Genomic DNA, 19,751 nt, shown 5'->3' on the forward strand with positions numbered 1-19,751 from the left:
CTCAGGGCGCAGCGGCTGTCGGGCGGGGCCGGCCGGTCGCCAGCCGTCCGGCGGTGAGAAGCAGCGCGGCCACCAGACAGGCGAGGCCCGCCCGGCCGAGGGCGTGGGCGGCGAGCACACGGGTGAGCCGGCCCCCCGGGCCGATCAACAGCACGCCCAGGCCGGCCGCCATGGTGAGCACGGTCTTGGTCAGACCGGCGGCCTCGCCGGCGACGGCCGGTGGCAGCAGGGCCTGAGTGGCCGTCATGGCGAGGGCGTTGGTGAGGCCGAGCGCCGTCGTGGCGCCGGCGGCGGCCGTCAGGTACACCGGCAGCGAGACGGCTCCTGCTGCGGCTCCCAGCAGAGCGGCGGCGGCTGCCAGACCGGCCACGGCCGCCGGAAAGGCCGCCGCACCCCGGATCAGCCCTGCCACCGGCCCGGCCAGGGCCAGGCCCGCCGCGGGTGCGAGGAAGGCGGCGGCTGCCGTGAGCGGGCTCAGCCCCCAGACCTCCTGCAGAGTCCACGGGACGACGAGCAGCACGACGACGGTTGCGGCGTTGGCAGTCGCCCCCGCTGCGGTCAGCACCGTGAACCGGCCCTGCCGGAGCAGCTCCGGCCGGAGCAACCGGTCGCCGCCGCTCCGTTCCGCCGCGAGGAACCGTCCGAAGCCCAGCACCCCTGCGACCAGCAGGCCGCAGCTGCCTGCCGACCCCCAGCCCCAGACCGGGCCACGGTCCAGGAGCAGGGCCAGCGCTGCCAGGGCCACGGTGACGGAGGCGAGCCCGACGCGGTTCGCCGCACTCAGCGGTCTGCCCCGGGGAGCGGGGGAAGGGCCGACCAGCCATACGGCCACCAGGGCGCAGGGGAGGTCGAGCCAGAAGACCGCACGCCAGGAGAGCGTCTGCGCCAGCACACCGCCGACCAGCGGCCCGCACGCGGTACCGAGCCCGCCGATCCCGAGCGCGAGACCGGTGGCCCGCTGACGGGGGCCAGGGGGGAGACGGTGGCTCAGCAGCGCGAGGCCGGCCGGCATGACCGGCGCGGCCGCCGCGCCCTGGACCGCCCTCGCCACGACCAGGAGCGGAAGGGTCGGTGCCAGCGCGCAGAGCGCACTGGCACCGACGAAGCCGATCAGCGCGGCGCGCAGGAGGCGGCCGTGCCCGACCAGGTCGCCGAGGCGGCCTGCCCCCAGCATCAGCGAGCCGCAGGCGAGCAGGTAGGCGCTGACCACCCAGCCGAGGTGGTCACCGGATCCGCCGAGGTCCCGGCCGATCCGGGGGAGCACCAGATTGACCGCGAAGGCGTCGAACTGGATGCACAGGGCCGCCAGCCCCACCCCGGTCAGCACCCGGCGCACCGTCGCGCCGCTGCTCACCGCGGCTGTCCGGCCGGCTCGGCCGAGCGGTGCGGCGCCCCGTGCTCCAGCACCGTGCCGTCGACCATCCGCAGTCGGCGCACCCCCGGTACCACTGCGGTGCCCGCACAGGCCACGGCGACGAGCACCGCGGTGGCGGCCATCGCGGTACCGGCTCCCCAGGCCGCGGCGGCCAGGGGGGCGAAGGCCAGCGCGAGCGGCTGGGCGGCCAGTGAGGCGAGCCATTCGTAGGAGGTGACCTTGGCGAGTTCGCCGGGCGGCACTGCGGCCTGCACCGTCGAATCCCACACCGGGTTCAGGAACCCCATCGCGGCCCAGGCGATTCCGTACCCGGCCACCAGCAGCGGCGCGGGCAGCCACTGGGCGAACATCAGTTGCGGCACGGCACAGGCCGACAGGACGAGGTTGCCCACCAGGATCGGCCGACGGGGCCGGTAGCGGCCGGCCAGGAGGGAGCCCAGCAGCAGCCCGATCCCGCCCGCCTGGACGGTCGCCGTCCACACGGCCCGGCCGTTGTGGTGGTGCAGGGCGACCAGCGGGCCGAGGGTGACCAGCACCATGTCCGCGAAGTTCACGGCGGCATGGGCGACGAGACTGCTCCAGAGCCAGTCCCGGGAGGAGACCTGGCGCCATCCGGACACCAGATCGGCGCGCAGCGAGCGGTGCGACGGCTCCGGCCGACCGACCGTGATCGCGGTGAAGGTGGCGGCGCCGCCCGCGAACGCCACGGCGTCGATCAGGAAGACCCAGCCGGCGCCGACGGTGACCACCAGGAGGCCGGCCAGCAGCGGCCCGAGGATCAGGGTGGCACTGCGCCCCACCCCCATCAGGGAGTTGGCGCGTTGCCGGGCCGCGCTGTCGGCCACCACCCCGGCGACCAGGGGGGACATGCTGCACAGCGAGACCGCCGAGGCCGCTCCGGCGAACAGCTCGGCGACCGCGACCACGGTCAGATTCGGTGCGTGGGAGAGCAGTTGGACACCGACCAACGCCTGGACGGCGCTGCGTACGAGGTCGGCGGCGAGCCCGGCCAGGCGCAGGTCGATCCGGTCGACCAGCACACCGGCCAGCGGCAGCAGCACCAGTCGGCTACCGACCGCGCAGGAGAGCACGGCGGCCAGGGTGGTGGCCGAGTCGGTCAGCTGGAGCACCGCCAGGCTCAGTGCCACCGGCATCAGACCGTCGCTCAGCGAGACAGCGGTGCGCCCGATCAGGAGCAGCCGGAAGGAGCGCTGCCGCAGCGGGCTCGCGGCGTCGGCTCGGCGTCGTGGCGCGAAGCCGGGCATCAGCGGCTCACCGGCTGCCGGGCCTGGAGTACCAGACATCGTCCACGACCATGTCGTCGACGCCCCGCGCCTCGCAGTAGTCCACCAGGTCCGACATCCGGTTGATGAACCCGCGGCCGTTGAAGTTGAGCGAGGTGTTGCACAGGACTCCCGCGCCGTGCCGCCCGGCGAACGCGCTGAGCAGGCGGTGCAGGGTGGGCTCCTGCTCGCTGGTGACGGTCTGCACCCGGGCCGTCCCGTCCACGTGGGTGACCGCGCCGAGCTCACGGCCGCGCACCCGGCGGAAGTAGAGCATGTGCGGGTCGGGGAAGTCGCTGTCGAACAGGCTCGACACATCCTCGGCGCGGCAGACGGGGGCGATCGGCCGGTAGTCCTCACGCGCCTTGATGGCGTTGAGCCGGTCCTTGGTCCTCGGGTCGAAGGGCTCGGCGAGCAGTGAGCGGTGGCCCAGCGCCCGGGGCCCGATCTCCCAACGCCCCTGGACCCAGGCGACCACCCGGCCGTCGGACAGGGCCTCGGCCAGCCGTGCGGGATCGAGCGGCCGGGCCGACCAGCGGTCCGGGTCCGGGGTCGTGTCGGTGTCGAAGGGCAGGCCGCTGTACACGTCCCAGTCCAGCGTGAAGCGGCCGGTCTCGTGGAACATCGCGTCGATCGCGGTGCCGATCGCCGATCCGGAGTCGTTGGTGCAGGGCGGGACGAAGACCGAGGAGAAGTGCGCCGACTGGCGCCACAGCCCGTTCCAGTCGCAGTTGAGGCCGCAGCCCCCGGAGATGTGCAGCGGTGTGCCGGCCGGCAGGCGGCGCTCGGCCGTCTCCCGGAAGGTCTCGAAGATCCGGTGGCTGATCAGGGCCGCTGCGCTCTTGGCCGTGGCGCTGGTCAGGCCCGCGTTGTGCAGCGGTGTGTCGCGGAACGCGGACTTGGGCAACGGGAGGACCGCGTCCGGGCGCATCAGGCGGTCCACCGCCGCGACCGTCCCCGGGTCCGCGTCGGCCGGGTCGGCGAACGCGGCCAGCGCCATCAGCTTGCCGCTGTCCTCGAAGCGCTGGTCGGTGGAGTCGTCGGGGTAGCCGGGGTCGGCGATCGCGAACGGCGAGGCGTAGCGGACCCCGGGCTGGCTGAGCACCGGGATCTTGTCCACCACCTCGAGACGGTCGTCGACCAGGTAGAACGCGCCGGTGTACCCCTCCCAGACGAGCACGGTGCGCAGCTCGGCACTGCTCTCGGGCGCCATGCCGAGCGCCATCATCAGGTGGGACCGCTCGTGGCTGGAGGAGAAGTACCGGACCTTCTTCCCGAAGATGCTGCGCAGGTCACGCTGGATCGCGTCCCCCTCGTACCCGGCGCCGATCCGCCGGTCGATCGAGCCGCGCCGGTACCAGCCGCCGAGGGCCACCACGTCGGGGATCTCGTCGCAGAGTTCGGCGGCGGCCAGCACGGTCGACACCGTCAGATCGGTGTAGCGGCGGCCGGAGTCCTTCTCGGCTTCCAGGGAGAACAGCAGTTTTCCGTCCCGGACGGCGGCTATCGCGCCGTCGTGTCCGGGCTTGAGCGCCAGAATCAGCATGCGAGGTCACTCTCTGCGCTGCGCGGCAGCGGAGGTCGGGCTCGTCACCGGTCGTTGACCAGTGCGGCGAGGTCGGCGATGGCGGTCTGCAGGAAGTCCCGGGTCGCCTGTTTGGGGAACGCGCTCGGGCTGAACATCGCACCGATCCGCAGGCGTTGGCCGGTGCCCGGAAGCAGGGCCAGGTGCAGTCCGTCGATGTCTCCGGGCACCGTCCGCTCCGGCACCTCCTCGGAGTACATGCCGCCCAGGTCCTGCGGTACGAAGTTCAGGACGAGCTGCATGCGGCGCAGCGGCCCCTCGACCTCGGCCCCCGCATCGGCCGGGCAGGTGGCGCGGATGTACTCGACAGGGGTCGTCTGGTGGGCCAGGACTTCGTTCCAGCGGCTGGTGACTTCGGGCAGCGAGCGCAGTGGGTCGGCCGCCGACGAGTGGCTCAGCCGGACCGGGACGGAGTCGGCGAACCAGCCCAGCCGGTTGAGGTGACCGGCCGGGCGACCACCGACGATCACCCGCAGGGTGAGGTCGTCGACCGCCGAGAGCCGGGCCACGGTCGCGGCGAAGCTGCTCAGGACGACGAGGAACGGGCTGACGCCGAGCGTTCGGGCGCGGGCGCGCAGCGCGTCCGCCCCGAGGGGCAGCGCCAGGTTGAGCGAGGTGATCTCACCGGGCGCGCCCGGCGCCGGGCAGGTGGCGAAGGGCAGCGCGGTGGGGCGGTCCGGGCTGGTCCCGGCCAGGTGCCGACGCCAGAACTCCCGGGCCGGAGCGGCCTGTCGGGTCTCCGGCAGCGGGTACTCGGCCCGCTGCCAGGCCACCCAGTCCCGGTACGCTCCCACGGCCGTTCTCGGGCGGGCCGTCGGGGCCTGGCAGAGCTCCTTCTGCATCAGGTGCATGCTGTGGCCGTCGGTGACAAAGTGGTCGAAGACCGTGGCGGCGGCCCGCCGTGGCAGGCCCGCAGCGTCGCGGTAGCCGATGACGGTGACGGCCCACAGGGCCCGCCCGCCGCGGTCGAAGGTGCGGCTCGCCGCGCTCTCGGCGAGCGCCTGCATCTCCGCCTCGGTCTCGCACCGCCGGAACTCCAGCGGAAGCGCGAGGTCTGCCGCGTAGCGGACCTGTCCACCTCCTTCGAGGGTGCCGTCGACGATCCGGAGCGCGTCCTCACGTCGGAGCATCCGGGCCAGGCGCTCGCGGAGCAGGTCGTCGCCGACGTCGCCGGGGACGGCGAAGAGGTTGGAGATGGAGGCGAATCGCCCATGGGCCTGCTCGTCGCGCAGGCGCGCGAGCTGCTGCAGGCTGGCGGGCCCGAGGTCGGGCGCTCCCTGGCGTACCGTCACCGGCTCTGCTCCCTTGCCGGGGTCGGCGATTCGCCGGGCCGGTAGAGGCCCTTGGTGTCCCGCTGGTACGTGTTGTGCACGATGTCGGTGAGGAACCGGTCGAAGTCGGTGACCAGGTGCAGGCCGGTGCCCGGTCGGTAGCCGAAGAGGCCGGGGCTCACCTGCGGGTCGAGACTGCTGTCGACGAAGAGCGCGTACGACCAGCGATCCGGCCGTCCGCCCCGCCCGGCGGCCTGCCCGGCGGCCTGCTCGGCGCCCTGCTCGACGACCCGGTGGGCGACGGCGGCGACGGGCGTCCGGGCCGCGCCGGTCAGGATCTCCATCGCACAGCCGAAGTTGACGATGAAGGTGCCGGGTACGGGGGTGATCGGGCACCAGCGGCCGTCCCGGTCCACCTCCAGCCCTGGCTCGACGGAGCGCAGCACGGTGACCCAGCCGGAGTCCTTGTGGATGTTCAGGCCACGGGCCCTGACCTCCGGCCGGAAGTGGTTGAAGGTCAGGTGGTAGGTGCCCCGGTCGGACAGCGCGCGCCCGGTGGCCTCGTCCCACAGCTCCTCCGGCAGGTCGAGGTGGTGCAGCACGGCGCGCAGGATACTCAGTGAGAAGGTGCGCATCGCCTCGGCCTGGCGGGTGAGCTCGGCCGGGAAGATCCCGTCCCAGTGCCGGCTCTCCAGGAAGAACTGCTCGGTCTGGTCCTCGTCCCGGCGGAAGTAGCCCTGCCTGGGGCCGATCCGGTCGGCGGTCAGGTGCCGGAAGCCCCGGTAGGCGTCCGGCTTCCCCGGGCCGGCGGGGCGGTGGAACTCGTCGGCGAACCGGTCGCCGGGCGAGAGGTCCAGGCCGGCCGGCGACTCGACGAAGAAGAAGCCGTCCCGCAGTGCCCGGCGGAGCCCGCCCTGCCGGTCGAACTCCAGGCGCTCCCCGATGAGCCGGGCGTGCTCCCAGCCCGGTGACGGTGGCGCGGTCATCTGTCCCTCCAGTGGTCGGTGGCGGCTGGTCGGTGGGCCGTCAGAGGCGGGGGTGGAACTCGTAACCGAGCTTCTCGGCCTTCTCGACCGAGAAGTCGCGGAAGCCCTGGCTGACGAGCAGCTCGCCGTCGGGCGTGTACTGGTAGATGCCCATGTCGTAGCGGGGGCCCATGAAGACGGTGAAGGAGGAGCGGTCGAGCTCGCGCTGCTCGCTCTCCGGCACCCGGTGCACCACTGCGGTGATCGGCTGCGGCAGGTGCTTCGCCAGCACCTCCAGGCAGTCGCCGAGGTTGACGATGAAGTCCTGCGACTGCACCTCGATCGGCACCCACGCGCCCTCGTGCCGCATCTCCAGGCCCGGCTGGTCGGCGTGCAGCAGCGTGATGAAGCCGCTGTCGGTGTGCTCCACGATGCCGGCCCGCCCTCGCAGGTCGGACCGGTAGTGGTTGATCGTCGAGTGGCACCAGCCGTTGCCCATGCTCGCGCCGCCCGTGATGGTGTCCCAGTCTGCCTCGGGCACCCCGGCGATCTCGAGGACGCCGTGCAGGGTCGCCAGCGTCACGGCCTCCATGCGGCGCAGCAGGGCGACCGCCTCGGCGGGCAGGTAGGTGTCCCAGTGCTGGCTCTCCAGCTGGAGCTGCTCGACCTGGTCCGGCCGGTCGGAGTAACCGAGCTTGGAGTCGGCGTGCTCCTCGGTCAGGTGGCCGCGGTACAGGTCGGCCGGTTCGGTGCGCGGCTCGTAGAACCTGCGGCACAGGTCCAGGCCGGGCTGCGGGTCGAGGTCCGCCGGGATGGCGACCAGGAAGGCACCCAACGCGAGCGCGCGGCGGGCCTCCGCAGGGTCGGCGAACCACAGGCGGTCGGCGCGGACCTCGGCGCGGGGCAGACGCAGACGGCCTGTTCCGACCGGTGTGTCGAGGGTGTCGGTCACGGGTTTCCCTTCCGAAGGATCTGGTGGTGAGGTGCCGGCGGGGCGGCGGTGCTACAGCGTGGCGTTGTCGCCGTCGTAGGTGCGGCTCACCTCCTGAACGGCGAACTCGGCCACGGACTGCAGTGCGTGTGGCCGGCCGTCGAGCCAGCGGTAGATCGTCCCGCTGAGCGAGGAGTCCAGGAACGTGACGTAGGACCAGCGGTCCGGCCGCCCCGCGGCGCGCTCCGTCCGCACCACACCGTGGACACTGGCGCGCACCGGTGTGGGCAGCTGTGCGGTCAGCACCTCGATGGAGCTGCCGAAATTGACCACCAGGCAGCCCGGTGCCGGGTGGATGGCACACAGCTCTCCCTCGATGAGAGCGAGCAGGCCCGGCTCGGTGGATCGCAGGACGGTGACCCAGCCCGAGTCGCGGTGGAACTTCGAACCCCGCACCTGCTTCTCGGCGCGGAAGTGGTTGAACGCGAGCATCTGGTGGCCGGCCTGCTCGGTGAGGCCCCCGGTGATCTCCGCCCAGTCCGCCGGGGAGATGCCGAGCTCGGTCAGGACTCCACGGAGGATCCCGATGCCGAGATCCACCATGGCGGCACCGACTGCTGACACGTCGTCGGGCAGCAGCGCCCAGTTGCCGCGTTCGACGTAGAAGTTCTCCCACTGGTCGTGCTCGCGGTCGAAGTAGCCCTGGTAGTCGCCGGGGACGGCGACGTCCCGGAAGCCGCGGTAGCGGTCGTCCTGGTCGCCGACGGGCTCCCGGAAGAACTGCTGGGCGAAGCGGTCACCGGCAGCGAGATCGAGACCGTCGGGGATCCGCACCTGGAAGAACCCTTGGCGCAGGGCACGCTCGAAGCCGCCGGGATGCGCGAACGCCAGTCGGTCACCGACGAGTCCGGCGATCTCGAGCTCGGCGGTCCGGTACCTGACGGCCGCTTCGGACTCGCCCGGCATCGGCGGCAGCAGCACTTCGGCCCGCACGGTGGCTGAGGCGGTCGGCTCGGTCATCTACTGGCCTTCCATGGATCTGGGGTGGATGCGGATGGTCCCGGCAGCGGCCGGGCGGGGCATCGAGGAGTGCCGGCGAAGGCGTAGGTCGATGCCCTCCGCGTGGACGTCGTAGCGGCCGTACAGCTCCTCGGCCACGACGGACTGCATCCGGACGGAGAAGAGCCGCCCCGGGCACTTCCGCGGATTGCGCGGGGAGTTGACCATGCTGAACGAGTTGATCTCGTAACGACTGCGGGAGATCAGCGAGGAGACCGTCTCGCGGTCCGAACGCATCACGGCACGGATGTTCGCCAGGGCGAAGCGCTCGGGGGCCGGGAAGACCGAACTGTCCTGGTTGGCCTGCCGCCGGTCGAGCCACACCATCGTCCCGGCCGGCACCTCCACCTTCGCGCCCCGGTGTTCCAGCGTGACCGGCGCGACGGTGCGCCGCCACAGCGCGGTCGGATTGCTCCCGCCGAGCCGAACGGCTTCGAGGACGGCCAGGTCCAGCGCCGTCAGCCGTCCGGCGCCGCTCTCGGCCAGCACCCGGGCACGGACGCCCGGAGTGCCTTCGAGATGGCAGAGCAGCCAGAGCAGGCTCAGCGCCGTGGTGTCGAAGGTGGCGACGACGACGGTGGCGAGCTCCTTGAGCTGCGCACCGGTCAGCAATTCGGCCGCATCCGCCACAGAGACGCCCCACAGAGCCAACTGACTGGTAATCAGATTGGTGGCGGGTGCGGCAGCCAAAGACTCCTGATTGTCGGTCAGGAGTGCGCGGACGAAGTCGTCGAGTGCGTCCAGCTCCCTGAGCGCTCCGTCGTTGTTCTTGCTGATCACCTCCGAGGCGATGTCGAAGAAGCCACGGATCACCGGGCCGAACTCCGGAGCCGCGAGGTAGTGGGTCAGCGGGCGCTGCCGCAGGTCCAGCACCCCGTTCAGCAGGCTGTCGACATGGGCGACCAGCTGCAGTACGAACTCCTCGGTGGGCCATGCTCGCCCGGCCGCCTGCTCCAGGAACTCCACGGTGTGCCGACGGATCTCCGCCGACCGACCCTCGACGAAGACGCCGTTGCCGAGTGACTGCTCGACCACGGCCCGCTTCGCCGGCCGGTCCGGGTGCGAGTGCTCCAGCGACCCCATGAAGTCGCCGAACAGCTCGCTGTTGGCCGCCGTCGACGGTGCCAGGTCGGCTTCGCCGACCAACGGGGTGTTGGTCGACTGGTACAGCGCGGTCTCGTCGCCCAGCCGGAAGGTGCACAACCCGCCGTGGGCATCGGCCAGCGCGGTGATCCCCGCCGCTCGGAAGTAGTCGCTCGCCTGGCCGCCGTGGACGACGGTGGCCTCGTGAAAGGGAGCCTGATGGCCGGTGGTCGGGCAGGGGCCGCCGTGGTGGGCCAGCGGTGGCCAGGGGCCCTGGCCGGCCATCAGCCTGCCGCCGTGGTGCCGACGATGCCGAAGTCACCGTACGCATCGTCCCAGGTCGCGCGGTTGAACTCGCGCAGGAACTCCTCGACGGTCTGCAACTCCTCGACCGCCCCGTCCGGGCCGACCCGGTGGAGCCGCCCGTGGGCCGGCGGGTTGAGGAAGGCCGCGAAGGAGAACCTGTCCTCCTGGCCCACCGTGGGCTCGCACTGCCGGACGCGGTGCAGGATCGCCCGGACGCGGGGGGTCAGCGACTGGCCGAGGATCTCGAACGCGCCGCCGAAGTTGACCACGAAGTACCCCGGTACCGGGTCGATCGGTACCCACGCGTCGCCGACCCGGGCTTCCAGACCGTCCTGCTCGATGTAGAGCACCGTGACGAACCCGGTGTCCTGGTGCGGCGCGCAGCCCAGGAGGGGGCGCTCGGTGCGGTAGTGACTCGCTGCGAACCAGTGCGTCCCACCGCCGTCCACCGCGCCGCCGGTGAGCTGCGGCCAGAGTACCCTGCTGACGCCCAGCCCGGCCAGCGCGGCCCGGAGGACCAGCTGCCCCAGCCCGTCCATCCGCTCGCACAGCCGGCTCACCTCGGGCGGCAGGTGCCGCAGCCTGCCGGGACCGTCGAGGAGCAGGTGCTCGGTCTGGAAGTTCTCCCGGTCGAAGTAGACGCCCTCGCGGCCGCGGAACCCGCGGTACGCGGCGTGCTCGGTGCCGGCCGGTGCAGCCGGCCGGTGGAACTCACGACAGAGGCGGATGCCCGGGGTGAGGTCGAGATCCTCGGGGATCGCCAGCAGCAGGCACCCGTCGGCCAGCGCCTGCGCCAACCCACCGGCGGTCTCGAAGGACAGCTCTGCTCCGGCGAGTTGTGCGCGCTGCAGCGCCATCGAGGCGGTCACCGGCTCTCCGTTTCCGGGCGCTCGGTGCCCTGGTAGATCTCCAGATCGTTGGAGTCGATCAACTCACGTGAGGAACACACGCGTTGCAGCCCCGAGCCGGACCGGAAGCGGTAGATGCCGTGGTCCTGCCCCGGCTCGCAGCCGCTGGAGGTGAAGTGGCCGAAGCTCGACCGGTCAACCGTCTGGCGGGTGACGCGATGCATGATCGCGGCCACCGGGCAGGCACTGGCCGCCGTGAGGATCTCCATCGAGAGACCGAAGTTGACGACGAAGCAGCCGGTCTCGACCGGAACCCGCTCCCACTGGTCCCGGCGGCTGACCTCCAGGCCCGGACTGGTGGTGCGCAGGATCGTGAGGAACCCGTCGTCCTTGTGGGAGTTCAGCCCGATCTCGGCGAGCTGTGGCCGATAGTGATTGAACGTCAGGTGATAGGACCCGGCTCCCTCGGAGCATTGCCCGGTCGCGAGCGGCCACTGAGCCCGTGGGATTCCCACGTCCACCAGGACCGACCGCAGCAACTTCTTTGACAGGAAGGTCAGTTCCTCGCCCAGCCTGCGGACCTCGGCCGGAAAGGTCTCCTGCCAGAATCGGCGCTCCAGCAGGAACTGCTCGATCTGGTTGATTCGTTGGTGGTAGCCGAGCAGCGGATCGCCGAACTGCTCCGGGCCGAGCTCGCGGAAGTGTCCGTACGGCGTCTCCCCCGCCCCGCGGTGGAAGCCGTCTGCGAACCGGTCTCCGATCGCCGGGTCGATTCCGGCCGGGATCCTCAGCAGGAAGACCCCGTCACCCAGCGCGCGCCTGCGGGCCGCCTCGTCGGGGAAGCAAAGCCCGCCGTCCGCGATCCAGCCCACCTCCAGGTCTGCCTCCGCAGTCGCCTGGGCAGCGTGGCTGTCGCCACTGCGCTTCTCATAGACGTCCTGGTAGATCCGCCCTGCTCGTATTTCCTGAGGGGCGCCGATCGCCACGCTCATCGTCCCTTCAACTGTAGGGATACAACAGTGAGTTCTTGCAGCTCCGACGGAGCCTGCGGGTGCCCTCCGGACGCCAGCTCGGCCAGCGTGCTGAACGACCCGGGGTACACCATCACCCCGATTCCTCTTCGCTTGAGGCAGGCGAAGATGGCGAATTCCTCCAGGAAGTAGCGGCAGGACAGATCGATGCGCCACTCCTGCTCGGACTCCGGCAGACCCTCGTCGCGCCGCCTGTGATAGGCCTGCCCGAAACTGCGGACGGAGGTCGCGAAAGCCTGGTCCGATGTGAAGATGTCGACCAGGTGGGTGTGATAGTCGTGGTAGTCGTCCCAGGTCTGCACCTCGTGGCAGGTCAGGAACTCGAACTTGGTCTGCGCCCGATAGGCGTCGAAGGCCGCGCTGCTGTCATCCAGAAACTCGCGGCCGAGGCGCAGCGCCTCGGCCATGGCCGCAGGCTCCGTGATGTCACGAGTCGCCGCCAGGGTGAGCCGGTGGATGCTGTCACCGACCAGGACGGTGCACTGGCTGAACCGTCTGGACACCCACTCCGCCATCGCGGCGACCTTGGCGGGCGTGAACTGCTGGTTCTCCAGACTGACGCCGAGAAAGCAGGCCGGCTCCTGCTCGAACTGGCTACGCCGAGCCGGCGGCTCGACTCCTGCGATCTTTGCCTTGTAGCGCGCCGGCGGCGAATCTCTCGGTGACCGGATCGGCAGAGTGCCAGCCACGACTCCCCCAAGTGTCTGATAGCTCGCCGCGGCAGGAGCCTCGAGGGGTGTGACTGGTCGTCAAAGTCCCCCGTGGTGCGGCTGATGAGCAGTACTATGTCACATGTGAACCAGCAGTCCAAGGGGGTTTTGGAGGTGCACGATGCGCGTGCGACGGGTGCGTCGGGGGGCGTGAGCAGGCGAAGCCGCCGCCGCGCGCGAGGGCTCAACGGCTCCGGCTTCCGGCGCACTTCGGGTCGAGCAGATCCGGGCCCGGGAGCGGCTACGGCCGGCCCGCGAGACGTACGGCGGTCAGCACGGCATCACACCGGTGCACGCGGGTACGGCGGGCCGGCCGCACGGGCCTGGCGTCGATCAAGCGTTCAGGGGTTCAGGCGTTCAGGCGTTCAGGCGTTCAGGCGTTCAGGCGTGAGCGCCTGCGCACTGCGGGTGTCCCCAGCTGGTGCCCACCTTGGTGATCGTGTCGCCCTTGGCGTAAGGGCGGGCGCACGGGCACGTGCCGGCGTAGCGCGCGGCCAGGGTCCGCGAGCCACCCGAGGGCTTCTTCGCAGACGAGGAGGACGAGGAGGACGAGGAGGACGAGGAGGCGGAGCGCCCGCCGCGCGGCGAGGAACTGGAAGCCGCCTCGGGCACCGGGAGGTCGGCCGCCGTCCCACCGGCGGCCTCCTGGGTACGGGCCGCGTCGCTGGCGGCCTTGTCCGCGACGGCGTTCAGCGGATCGCCGTTCACCTGGTGAGCGGGAACGTACACGAAGGTGACATCCCGCCCCTCCAGGAGCGCGTCGATCCGCTGGATCAGTTCGCGGTTGGCCACCGGCTTTCCGGCAGCGGTCTTCCAGCCGTTGCGCTTCCACGCGACCAGCCACTTCGTCGCCGCGTCGCGGGTGTACGTGCTGTCGAGCCGCACCTCCAACGGTGCAGCGGGGTCAGTCGCGGCCAGCAGCTCCTGCAACGCCGTCAGCTCGCCGACGTTGTTGGTGCTGTGCCCGAGCGGGCCGGCCTGCCAGCGCTGCGGCACCCCGGCACTGTCCGCGACCACATAGGCCCATGCCGCAGGCCCGGGGTTGCCCTTGGCTGCTCCGTCACAGGCTGCGATGACTCGTTCGACCATGCACCGATCATGCCAGGGCACCGGGCACACCGTGTGGCCGCACTGTCATTACCTCCAACAGCAGCCTTCGCAGATGCGAGGACGTTGTCACTGTCACCCAAGCATTTGCCAAATGATTGTCGGATTTCAGCCACAACTGCAGGATGAGCAGGACCCACTGTTCCAGCTCACGAGGCGAGGTAACACCGTATGACCACACGCACCGCGGACGGCAGCGCCGGCGACGCCGACTACGGCACCATCGGCACCGGCTACTCGTCCTACCGCCGGCCGGACGAGCGGATCGCCCGGTTCATCGCCGAGGCCCTGGGCGACGCCCCGACCGTGCTCAACGTCGGCGCCGGCACCGGCTCGTACGAGAACGCGGCGCGCGCGGTGACGGCGGTCGAACCCTCGGAGTCGATGCGCGCCCAGCGGCCCGCGCGGTTCGCCCCCGCGATCGACGCCGTCGTGGAGGACCTGCCGTTCCCCGACGGGGAGTTCGATGCGGCGATGACGCTGTTCAGCGTCCACCAGTGGTCCGACGTACGGGTCGGCCTGCGCGAGATGCGGCGGGTGACCCGCGGGCCCGTGGTCATCCTGACCTGCGACCCCGCCCTGGTCCGGGACTTCTGGCTGTACCGCTACGCGCCGGAGGTCCTCGACACCGAGGCGCGCCGCTACCCGCCCATCGACGAACTGGTCTCGGCCCTGGGCGGCACCGGCACCGTGCAGGCCGTGCCCATCCCGCTGGACTGTACCGACGGATTCAACGAGGCGTACTACGGCCGCCCCGAGATGCTGCTCGACCCGGGCGCCCGCCAGGCGTGTTCGGCCTGGAGTTTCGTCGACGACCAGGTCCGCGAGAACTTCGACCGGACCCTCCGCCACGACCTCGAATCCGGCGCCTGGGACAAGGAGTTCGGCCACCTGCGCGACCGCCCGGCATACGAAGGGTCGCTCGTGATCGTACGAGCGACCCCGTGAACGAAGAACTCAGTAGACGTCCCGGGCGTAGCGCCGGTCGGCGGACAGCTGCTTCAGGTAGGCGGCTGCACCGTCCTCGTCCAGCCCGCCGTGGGTGACGGCGATGTCGCGCAGCGCCCGGTCGACGTCCTTGGCCATGCGGCCGGCGTCGCCGCAGACGTAGAAGTGGGCGCCGTCCTGGAGCCAGGACCACAGCCGGGCGCCGTGCTCGCGCATCCTGTCCTGGACGTAGACCTTGTTGCGCTGGTCGCGGGAGAAGGCGAGGTCGAGGCGGGAGAGGGTGCCGTGGCGGTGCAGCTCCTCCAGCTCCTCGCGGTAGTGGAAGTCGGTGGCGCGGCGCTGTTCGCCGAAGAACAGCCAGTTGCCCGCGTGGTGGCCCAGGGCGCGGCGATGGTCGAGGAAGCCCATGAAGGGGGCCACTCCGGTGCCGGGGCCGACCATGACGGCAGGGGTGGCTGGGTCGGCGGGCGGGCGGAAGTACGCGGCACGCTGGACGAACAGCGGGACCTCGGTGCCGAGTTCGGCGTCGGCGAGGAAGGTGGAGGCGACACCCTTGCGCCGCTGCCGACGAGGGCCCTCGTAGCGCAGGACGGAGACGGTGAGACTGACCTTGCCGGGGGTGGCGAGGGGGCTCGAGGAGATGGAGTACAGGCGCGGCTGCAGACGCTTGAGGAAGTCCGTCCACTCCTGGGCACCGATCCGGACCGGATACCGGGCCAGGACATCGACTGCCTGGCGTCCCCAACTCCAGCTTGCGAGACCGTCCTTGTTGTCCGGCCGCAGCAACTGCCTGAGTTCGCGGTCGCCGGTGTGCTCGACGGCGAGGCGCAGCAGGTCGGGGGTGATGCGGGTGATGTCGAGGTGGTGGGCGAGCGCTTCGGCGAAGGTGACGGTGCCGGTAGCGGCGGCGGTGCCGGCGAGGACGACTTCGGCGGCCGGGTCGACGCCGGTGACGGCCAGCCATTCGCTCACCAGATCAGCGCAGTTGGTGGGGCGGATGCCCAGCGCGTCGCCTGCCTCGTACTCCACGTGGTCGCCGATGTCGAAGGTGAAGCGGCGGACCTCCTTGCCTGCGCCGGGCAGGCTGAGCAGGCGGTTCCCGGAGAGCCGCGCGCGGTAGGGGTCGTTCTTCGTCGGTCGGCTCACTGCGGGAGTTGGTGCCTGCGCAGGGGCGTCGAGGGTGGCGAGGACGGCCGTGAGCCAGGCGTCGGCGGCGTCCGCGAAGTCCGGTTCGCAGTCGGTGCGGGGCTGGAGGCGGGTCGCGCCGAGTTCGGCGAGCCGGTCGTCGAGGCGCCGGCCATGGCCGCAGAAGTCGTCGTAGTTGGAGTCGCCGAAGGCGAGCACCGAGTAGCGCACACCCTCCATGCGTACGGCGTCCGCCGCGCTGAGCGCCTGCCAGAAGTCGGCGCCGTTGTCGGGTGCGTCGCCGTCGCCGAACGTGCTGGAGACGACCAGCACGTCGGTACCGGCAGTGAGCTGCGCCGGGGTCGCGTCCGCCATGGCGAGCAGGGTCGGTGTGCGGCCGGCCTCGGTGAGGCGGGAGGTGAGTGCGGCGGCGAACTCCTCGGCGCTGCCGGTCTGCGAGGCCCACAGTACGAGCAGCCCACGAGCCGGCGGCTCCCAGGCGCCGACATCAGCGGTGGCATCGGCTACTTCTGGACTGCCGACGGGCGCCGCGGCGGTGCGGGAGTACAGGCCGGCGAGCACACCGTCCACCCACAGGGCCGTTCCCGGGGCGAACGGCGCGGTCGACGGCAGCACGGGCACACCGGCGGGCGGGGCCGCCGCGATGCCGGCGAGGAAGCCGGAGAGGTAGCGGCGCTCGTGCTCGGCCAGCGGCGGCGGGGCGAGGTCGGTGAGGCCGAACGTCGCGGCCAGCGCTGGCAGGGTGGCCGTGGCCGGGCCGACGGCCGAGTCACCGGCCGGCTCGGCGCTCGGGTGGATCCGCGGCACCGGGGCCGAGGTCCTGGCTAGGGCCACGGCGCAGGCCTTGAACTCGGGCTGGTAGGAGATCGGGTCGACGGCGTCGTTGGTGACGGCGTTGACGGAGAGGTACTCGCCGAACAGGTCGTTCCAGTGGAACGGGGCGAAGCAGTTCCCGGGCCGGACGCGGTCGGTGACGACGGCGGGCAGGACGGCCCGGCCCCGGCGGGAGGCGACCTCGACGTGGTCGTCGTCCGCTATGCCGAGCCGACGGGCGTCCTCGGGGTGGACCTCGACGAACGGGCCGGGGTTGAGCCTGTTGAGCTTGGCGACCTTTCCGGTCTTGGTGAGGGTGTGCCACTGGTGCTGGAGGCGGCCGGTATTGAGGACGAACGGGTAGTCGTCGTCGGGGAGTTCGGCGGCCGGCAGGTGCGGGCGGGCGAAGAACTGGGCGCGTCCGGTGGCGGTCGGGAAGACCAGGCGCGGGCGGGTGCCGTCGGCGTGCTCGACGAGGGTCTGGCTGACGCCGTCGTTGAGGTAGCGGATCGGGTTGCGGCCCGGCCCGCCCGGTGCGGCCGGCCACTGCACCGGCGTCTCCCGCAGCCGCTCGTACGTCGCGCCGCGCAGGTCCCAGCCGGTCGTGGGGTTCCAGGCCTGCCGCAGCTCGTCGAACACCTCCTGCGCGCCGGCGTAGGTGAAGGCGTCGGCGTAGCCCATGGCGCAGGCGACGCGGGCGATGAGCTGCCAGTCGGGGGCGGCCTGGCCGGGCGGGTCGATGACGCCGGGCACCAGGGTGAGGTTCCGCTCCGAGTTGATCATGACGCCGTCGGACTCCGCCCACAGCGTGCCCGGCAGCACCACGTCCGCGTACGCGTTGGTCTCGGTCTCCGCGAACACGTCCTGGGTGATGACGAGTTCGGCCGTCTCCAGGCCCCGGATGACGGTCCTGCGGTTGGCGACGGAGGCGACCGGGTTGGTGCAGATGATCCAGCAGGCCTTGATCCGGCCCTCGGCCATCTGCTCGAACATCTCGACCGTGCCACGGCCGACCTCGGTGCGCAGCGCGCCCGCCTCGATCCCCCACAGATCCTCGACGAAGGCACGGTCGGCGTCGACCAGGACGGAGCGCTGGCCGGGCAGACCGGGCCCCATGTACCCCATCTCGCGGCCGCCCATGGCGTTGGGCTGGCCGGTGAGCGAGAGCGGCCCGGAGCCGGGGCGGCAGATCGCGCCGGTGGCGAGGTGCAGGTTGACCAGGGCGTTGGTGTTCCAGGTGCCGTGGGTGGACTGGTTGAGCCCCATCGTCCAGCAGCTCATCCACTCCCCCGCCTCGCCGATCCACTGCGCGGCCTGCCGGATGTCCGCCTCGGGGATCCCCGTGATCTCGGCGACCCGCACGGGCGGGTAGTCGACGAGGAAGGCCGGCATGTCCTCCCAGCCGTCGGTGTACTCGGCGATGAACCCGGGGTCGGTGTGGCCGTTCTCGACGAGCAGGTGCAGCAGGCCGTTCAGCAGGGCGAGGTCGGTGCCGGGCCTGATCTGCAGGAACAGGTCGGCCTTGTCGGCGGTGGCGTTGCGCCGTGGGTCGACGACGATCAGCTTCGCGCCCGCCGACTTGACCCGGTCCATCATCCGCAGGAAGAGGATCGGGTGGCAGTCCGCCATGTTCGCGCCGATCACGAAGAACGCGTCCGCCCGCTCGAAGTCCTCGTACGACCCCGGCGGGCCGTCCGCGCCCAGCGACAGCTTGTAACCGGAGCCCGCCGACGCCATGCAGAGCCGCGAGTTCGACTCGATCAGGTTCGTCCGCACGAAGCCCTTCGCCAGCTTGTTCGCCAGGTACTGCGCCTCCAGCGACATCTGCCCGGACACGTAGAAGGAGAGCGCGTCCGGGCCGTGCTCCTCCAGGACGGCCCGCAGCCGTCCGGCGACGGCCGTCACCGCCGCGTCCACGTCGGTCGGCGTCGCCGGTTCACCGCGGGCGGTGCGGACGAGCGCGGTCTCCAGGCGGCCGGGCGCAGCCAGCAGGTCCGCGTGGGTCGCCCCCTTGGTGCACAGCCGGCCGCCGTTCGCCGGATGGGCCTTGTCCCCCGACACCTTGGCGACGCTCCGGCGGCCGTCCGCACCCAGCTGCAGATCGAGCACGATCCCGCAACCGACCCCGCAGTACGAGCACACCGTCCGCACCCGACCGCCGTCCATCCCCGTCACGGTCCCCCCTCAGTCCAACCGGCACACCGCCGAACGCCCCGCCGGCGACCAAACGTAGGCAGCACGTGTTGCGGCGAGCCGAGATGATCGCGTCGGAGCCGTTACGGCGCGCGCACCGCCCGCCGCCGCGCCTGTGAGGACGCCACGGGCCCGGTCAACCTCGACGAGCGCCACAGCGAAGAGAGCCACCCGCGTCAACCCCGCCTGGGTCCGCCTCGCCATGCCCGCCCCGCAGGGCAACGGCGGCGCCTGCTACGGAGACTCCGGCGGCCCCGACTTCGCCACCGTCGACGGCAGGTTCACCCTGGTCGCCACCAACGTCACCTACCGCCTCGACACCCCGGCGGCCCGCACCTTCCTCGCCCCCTTCGTCGCCCTCCCCTGACCGGTTTCCCCTGACGACCCTCCCCTGACCACCCGGCTCAGCCCTCGCCGGCGGCCCGGTTGATGTCCGGGCTGCGCAGGATGTGCTCGCCCGCACCGTGCCGGCCGACGACGGCGATCATGGCGCGGCCGATGTTCTCCGTGGTGGTGACCTTGTCGGGCATCACGCGGCGCAGCAGCGGGTACAGCCGGGAAGCCACCGGATAGATCCAGCGGTACGCCGGGGTCCTGGAGCGTTCGCCGTTCATGGCGTGGATGTAGCCGGGGCGGAACATGTAGGCGCGGAAGGGCATCGCGAGCAGTTCGTTCTCGGTGCGGCCCTTCACCCGGGCCCACATCAGGCGGCCGTGCTCGGTGCTGTCCGTGCCCTCGCCGGAGACGTAGACGAAGGTGAGCGACGGGTTCGCGGGCAGGGCGCGGGCGGCGGCCAGGGTGTAGTCGTGGGTGATGCGGCGGTACTCGTCCTCGCGCTTGCCCGTGGAGGTGACGCCCAGGCAGAAGAAGCACGCGTCGACGTCCTCGAACTCCGCGGCCAGCGCGGTGAAGTCGGTGAAGTCCGTGTGCACGACGGCCGTGAGCTTGGGGTGCGAGCGGTCGAGCGGCGACCGGACGACGGCGCGGACGCTGGTGACCCGGTCGTCGAGCAGGCATTCGCGCAGCACCCCCTGGCCCACCATGCCGGTCGCGCCGAAGAGGAGCACGTTCACAGAGGATCTTCTCCCGGGTGGGCG

Annotated in this window: 16 protein-coding genes; 2 read left to right on the plus strand and 14 right to left on the minus strand. The window is 71.6% G+C overall.

From position 1 onward, the window contains the following. Position 1 precedes the first annotated feature (1 nt). The 12 genes from ACR68M_RS07075 to ACR68M_RS07130 all read right to left on the minus strand — a co-directional run bounded on the left by ACR68M_RS07075 (position 2) and on the right by ACR68M_RS07130 (position 13,536). The gene (locus tag ACR68M_RS07075; protein WP_441249576.1) at positions 2 to 1,354 is read right to left on the minus strand and encodes an MFS transporter; all 1,353 of its coding nucleotides are present in this window, start codon (positions 1,352 to 1,354) and stop codon (positions 2 to 4) included. Further along, positions 1,351 to 2,679, minus strand: coding sequence for an MFS transporter (locus tag ACR68M_RS07080; protein WP_441249577.1), 1,329 nt, complete (start codon positions 2,677 to 2,679; stop codon positions 1,351 to 1,353). Before ACR68M_RS07080 ends, ACR68M_RS07075 begins: the two co-directional genes overlap by 4 nt. After that, on the minus strand, positions 2,648 to 4,204 hold the full coding sequence (locus ACR68M_RS07085) for a carbamoyltransferase C-terminal domain-containing protein (RefSeq protein WP_441249578.1): 1,557 nt from the start codon (positions 4,202 to 4,204) through the stop codon (positions 2,648 to 2,650). Before ACR68M_RS07085 ends, ACR68M_RS07080 begins: the two co-directional genes overlap by 32 nt. Before the next feature lie 44 nt (positions 4,205 to 4,248). Next, positions 4,249 to 5,535: a condensation domain-containing protein gene (locus tag ACR68M_RS07090; protein WP_441249579.1), complete on the minus strand. Its 1,287-nt coding sequence runs from the start codon at positions 5,533 to 5,535 to the stop codon at positions 4,249 to 4,251. Then, positions 5,532 to 6,500, minus strand: a complete 969-nt coding sequence (locus ACR68M_RS07095; protein WP_441249580.1) for a 2OG-Fe(II) oxygenase family protein — start codon at positions 6,498 to 6,500, stop codon at positions 5,532 to 5,534. The genes ACR68M_RS07090 and ACR68M_RS07095 overlap by 4 nt, the downstream gene beginning before the upstream one ends. A gap of 40 nt (positions 6,501 to 6,540) precedes the next feature. Further along, positions 6,541 to 7,431: a 2OG-Fe(II) oxygenase family protein gene (locus ACR68M_RS07100; protein ID WP_441249581.1), complete on the minus strand. Its 891-nt coding sequence runs from the start codon at positions 7,429 to 7,431 to the stop codon at positions 6,541 to 6,543. 51 nt (positions 7,432 to 7,482) lie between these two features. After that, positions 7,483 to 8,430, minus strand: coding sequence for a 2OG-Fe(II) oxygenase family protein (locus tag ACR68M_RS07105; protein ID WP_441249582.1), 948 nt, complete (start codon positions 8,428 to 8,430; stop codon positions 7,483 to 7,485). Next, entirely contained in the window at positions 8,431 to 9,837 is a 1,407-nt protein-coding gene (locus tag ACR68M_RS07110; RefSeq protein WP_441249583.1) for a cytochrome P450, read from the minus strand. Then, entirely contained in the window at positions 9,837 to 10,727 is an 891-nt protein-coding gene (locus ACR68M_RS07115) for a 2OG-Fe(II) oxygenase family protein (RefSeq protein ID WP_441249584.1), read from the minus strand. Before ACR68M_RS07115 ends, ACR68M_RS07110 begins: the two co-directional genes overlap by 1 nt. Then, positions 10,724 to 11,698 (minus strand): 2OG-Fe(II) oxygenase family protein, encoded by a 975-nt coding sequence (locus ACR68M_RS07120; protein ID WP_441249585.1) that lies wholly within the window; start codon positions 11,696 to 11,698, stop codon positions 10,724 to 10,726. The genes ACR68M_RS07115 and ACR68M_RS07120 overlap by 4 nt, the downstream gene beginning before the upstream one ends. Then, positions 11,695 to 12,426 (minus strand): tRNA-dependent cyclodipeptide synthase, encoded by a 732-nt coding sequence (locus ACR68M_RS07125; protein ID WP_441249586.1) that lies wholly within the window; start codon positions 12,424 to 12,426, stop codon positions 11,695 to 11,697. The genes ACR68M_RS07120 and ACR68M_RS07125 overlap by 4 nt, the downstream gene beginning before the upstream one ends. 402 nt (positions 12,427 to 12,828) lie before the next feature. Continuing rightward, positions 12,829 to 13,536, minus strand: a complete 708-nt coding sequence (locus ACR68M_RS07130; RefSeq protein ID WP_441249587.1) for a ribonuclease H family protein — start codon at positions 13,534 to 13,536, stop codon at positions 12,829 to 12,831. Positions 13,537 to 13,725: 189 nt separating this feature from the next. On the opposite strand from ACR68M_RS07130, the gene ACR68M_RS07135 reads away from it, so the two are divergent. Next, the gene (locus ACR68M_RS07135) at positions 13,726 to 14,502 is read left to right on the plus strand and encodes a class I SAM-dependent methyltransferase (protein ID WP_441249588.1); all 777 of its coding nucleotides are present in this window, start codon (positions 13,726 to 13,728) and stop codon (positions 14,500 to 14,502) included. Between the two features lie 9 nt (positions 14,503 to 14,511). On the opposite strand, the gene ACR68M_RS07140 is transcribed toward ACR68M_RS07135, so the two are convergent. Further along, positions 14,512 to 18,627, minus strand: a complete 4,116-nt coding sequence (locus tag ACR68M_RS07140) for a molybdopterin-dependent oxidoreductase (RefSeq protein ID WP_441251527.1) — start codon at positions 18,625 to 18,627, stop codon at positions 14,512 to 14,514. Positions 18,628 to 18,856: 229 nt separating this feature from the next. Between ACR68M_RS07140 and ACR68M_RS07145 the strand changes: the two genes are divergently transcribed. Continuing rightward, positions 18,857 to 19,021 carry a hypothetical protein gene (locus tag ACR68M_RS07145; protein ID WP_441249589.1) on the plus strand — a complete coding sequence of 55 codons (165 nt, stop codon included), beginning with the start codon at positions 18,857 to 18,859 and terminating at the stop codon, positions 19,019 to 19,021. A gap of 37 nt (positions 19,022 to 19,058) precedes the next feature. On the opposite strand, the gene ACR68M_RS07150 is transcribed toward ACR68M_RS07145, so the two are convergent. After that, a complete protein-coding gene (locus ACR68M_RS07150; RefSeq protein WP_441249590.1) occupies positions 19,059 to 19,727 on the minus strand; it encodes an NAD(P)H-binding protein in 669 nt (222 codons plus the stop codon). Between the last annotated feature and the right edge of the window lie 24 nt (positions 19,728 to 19,751).

Source organism: Kitasatospora sp. McL0602 (assembly GCF_052076145.1).
Lineage (GTDB): Bacteria > Actinomycetota > Actinomycetes > Streptomycetales > Streptomycetaceae > Kitasatospora.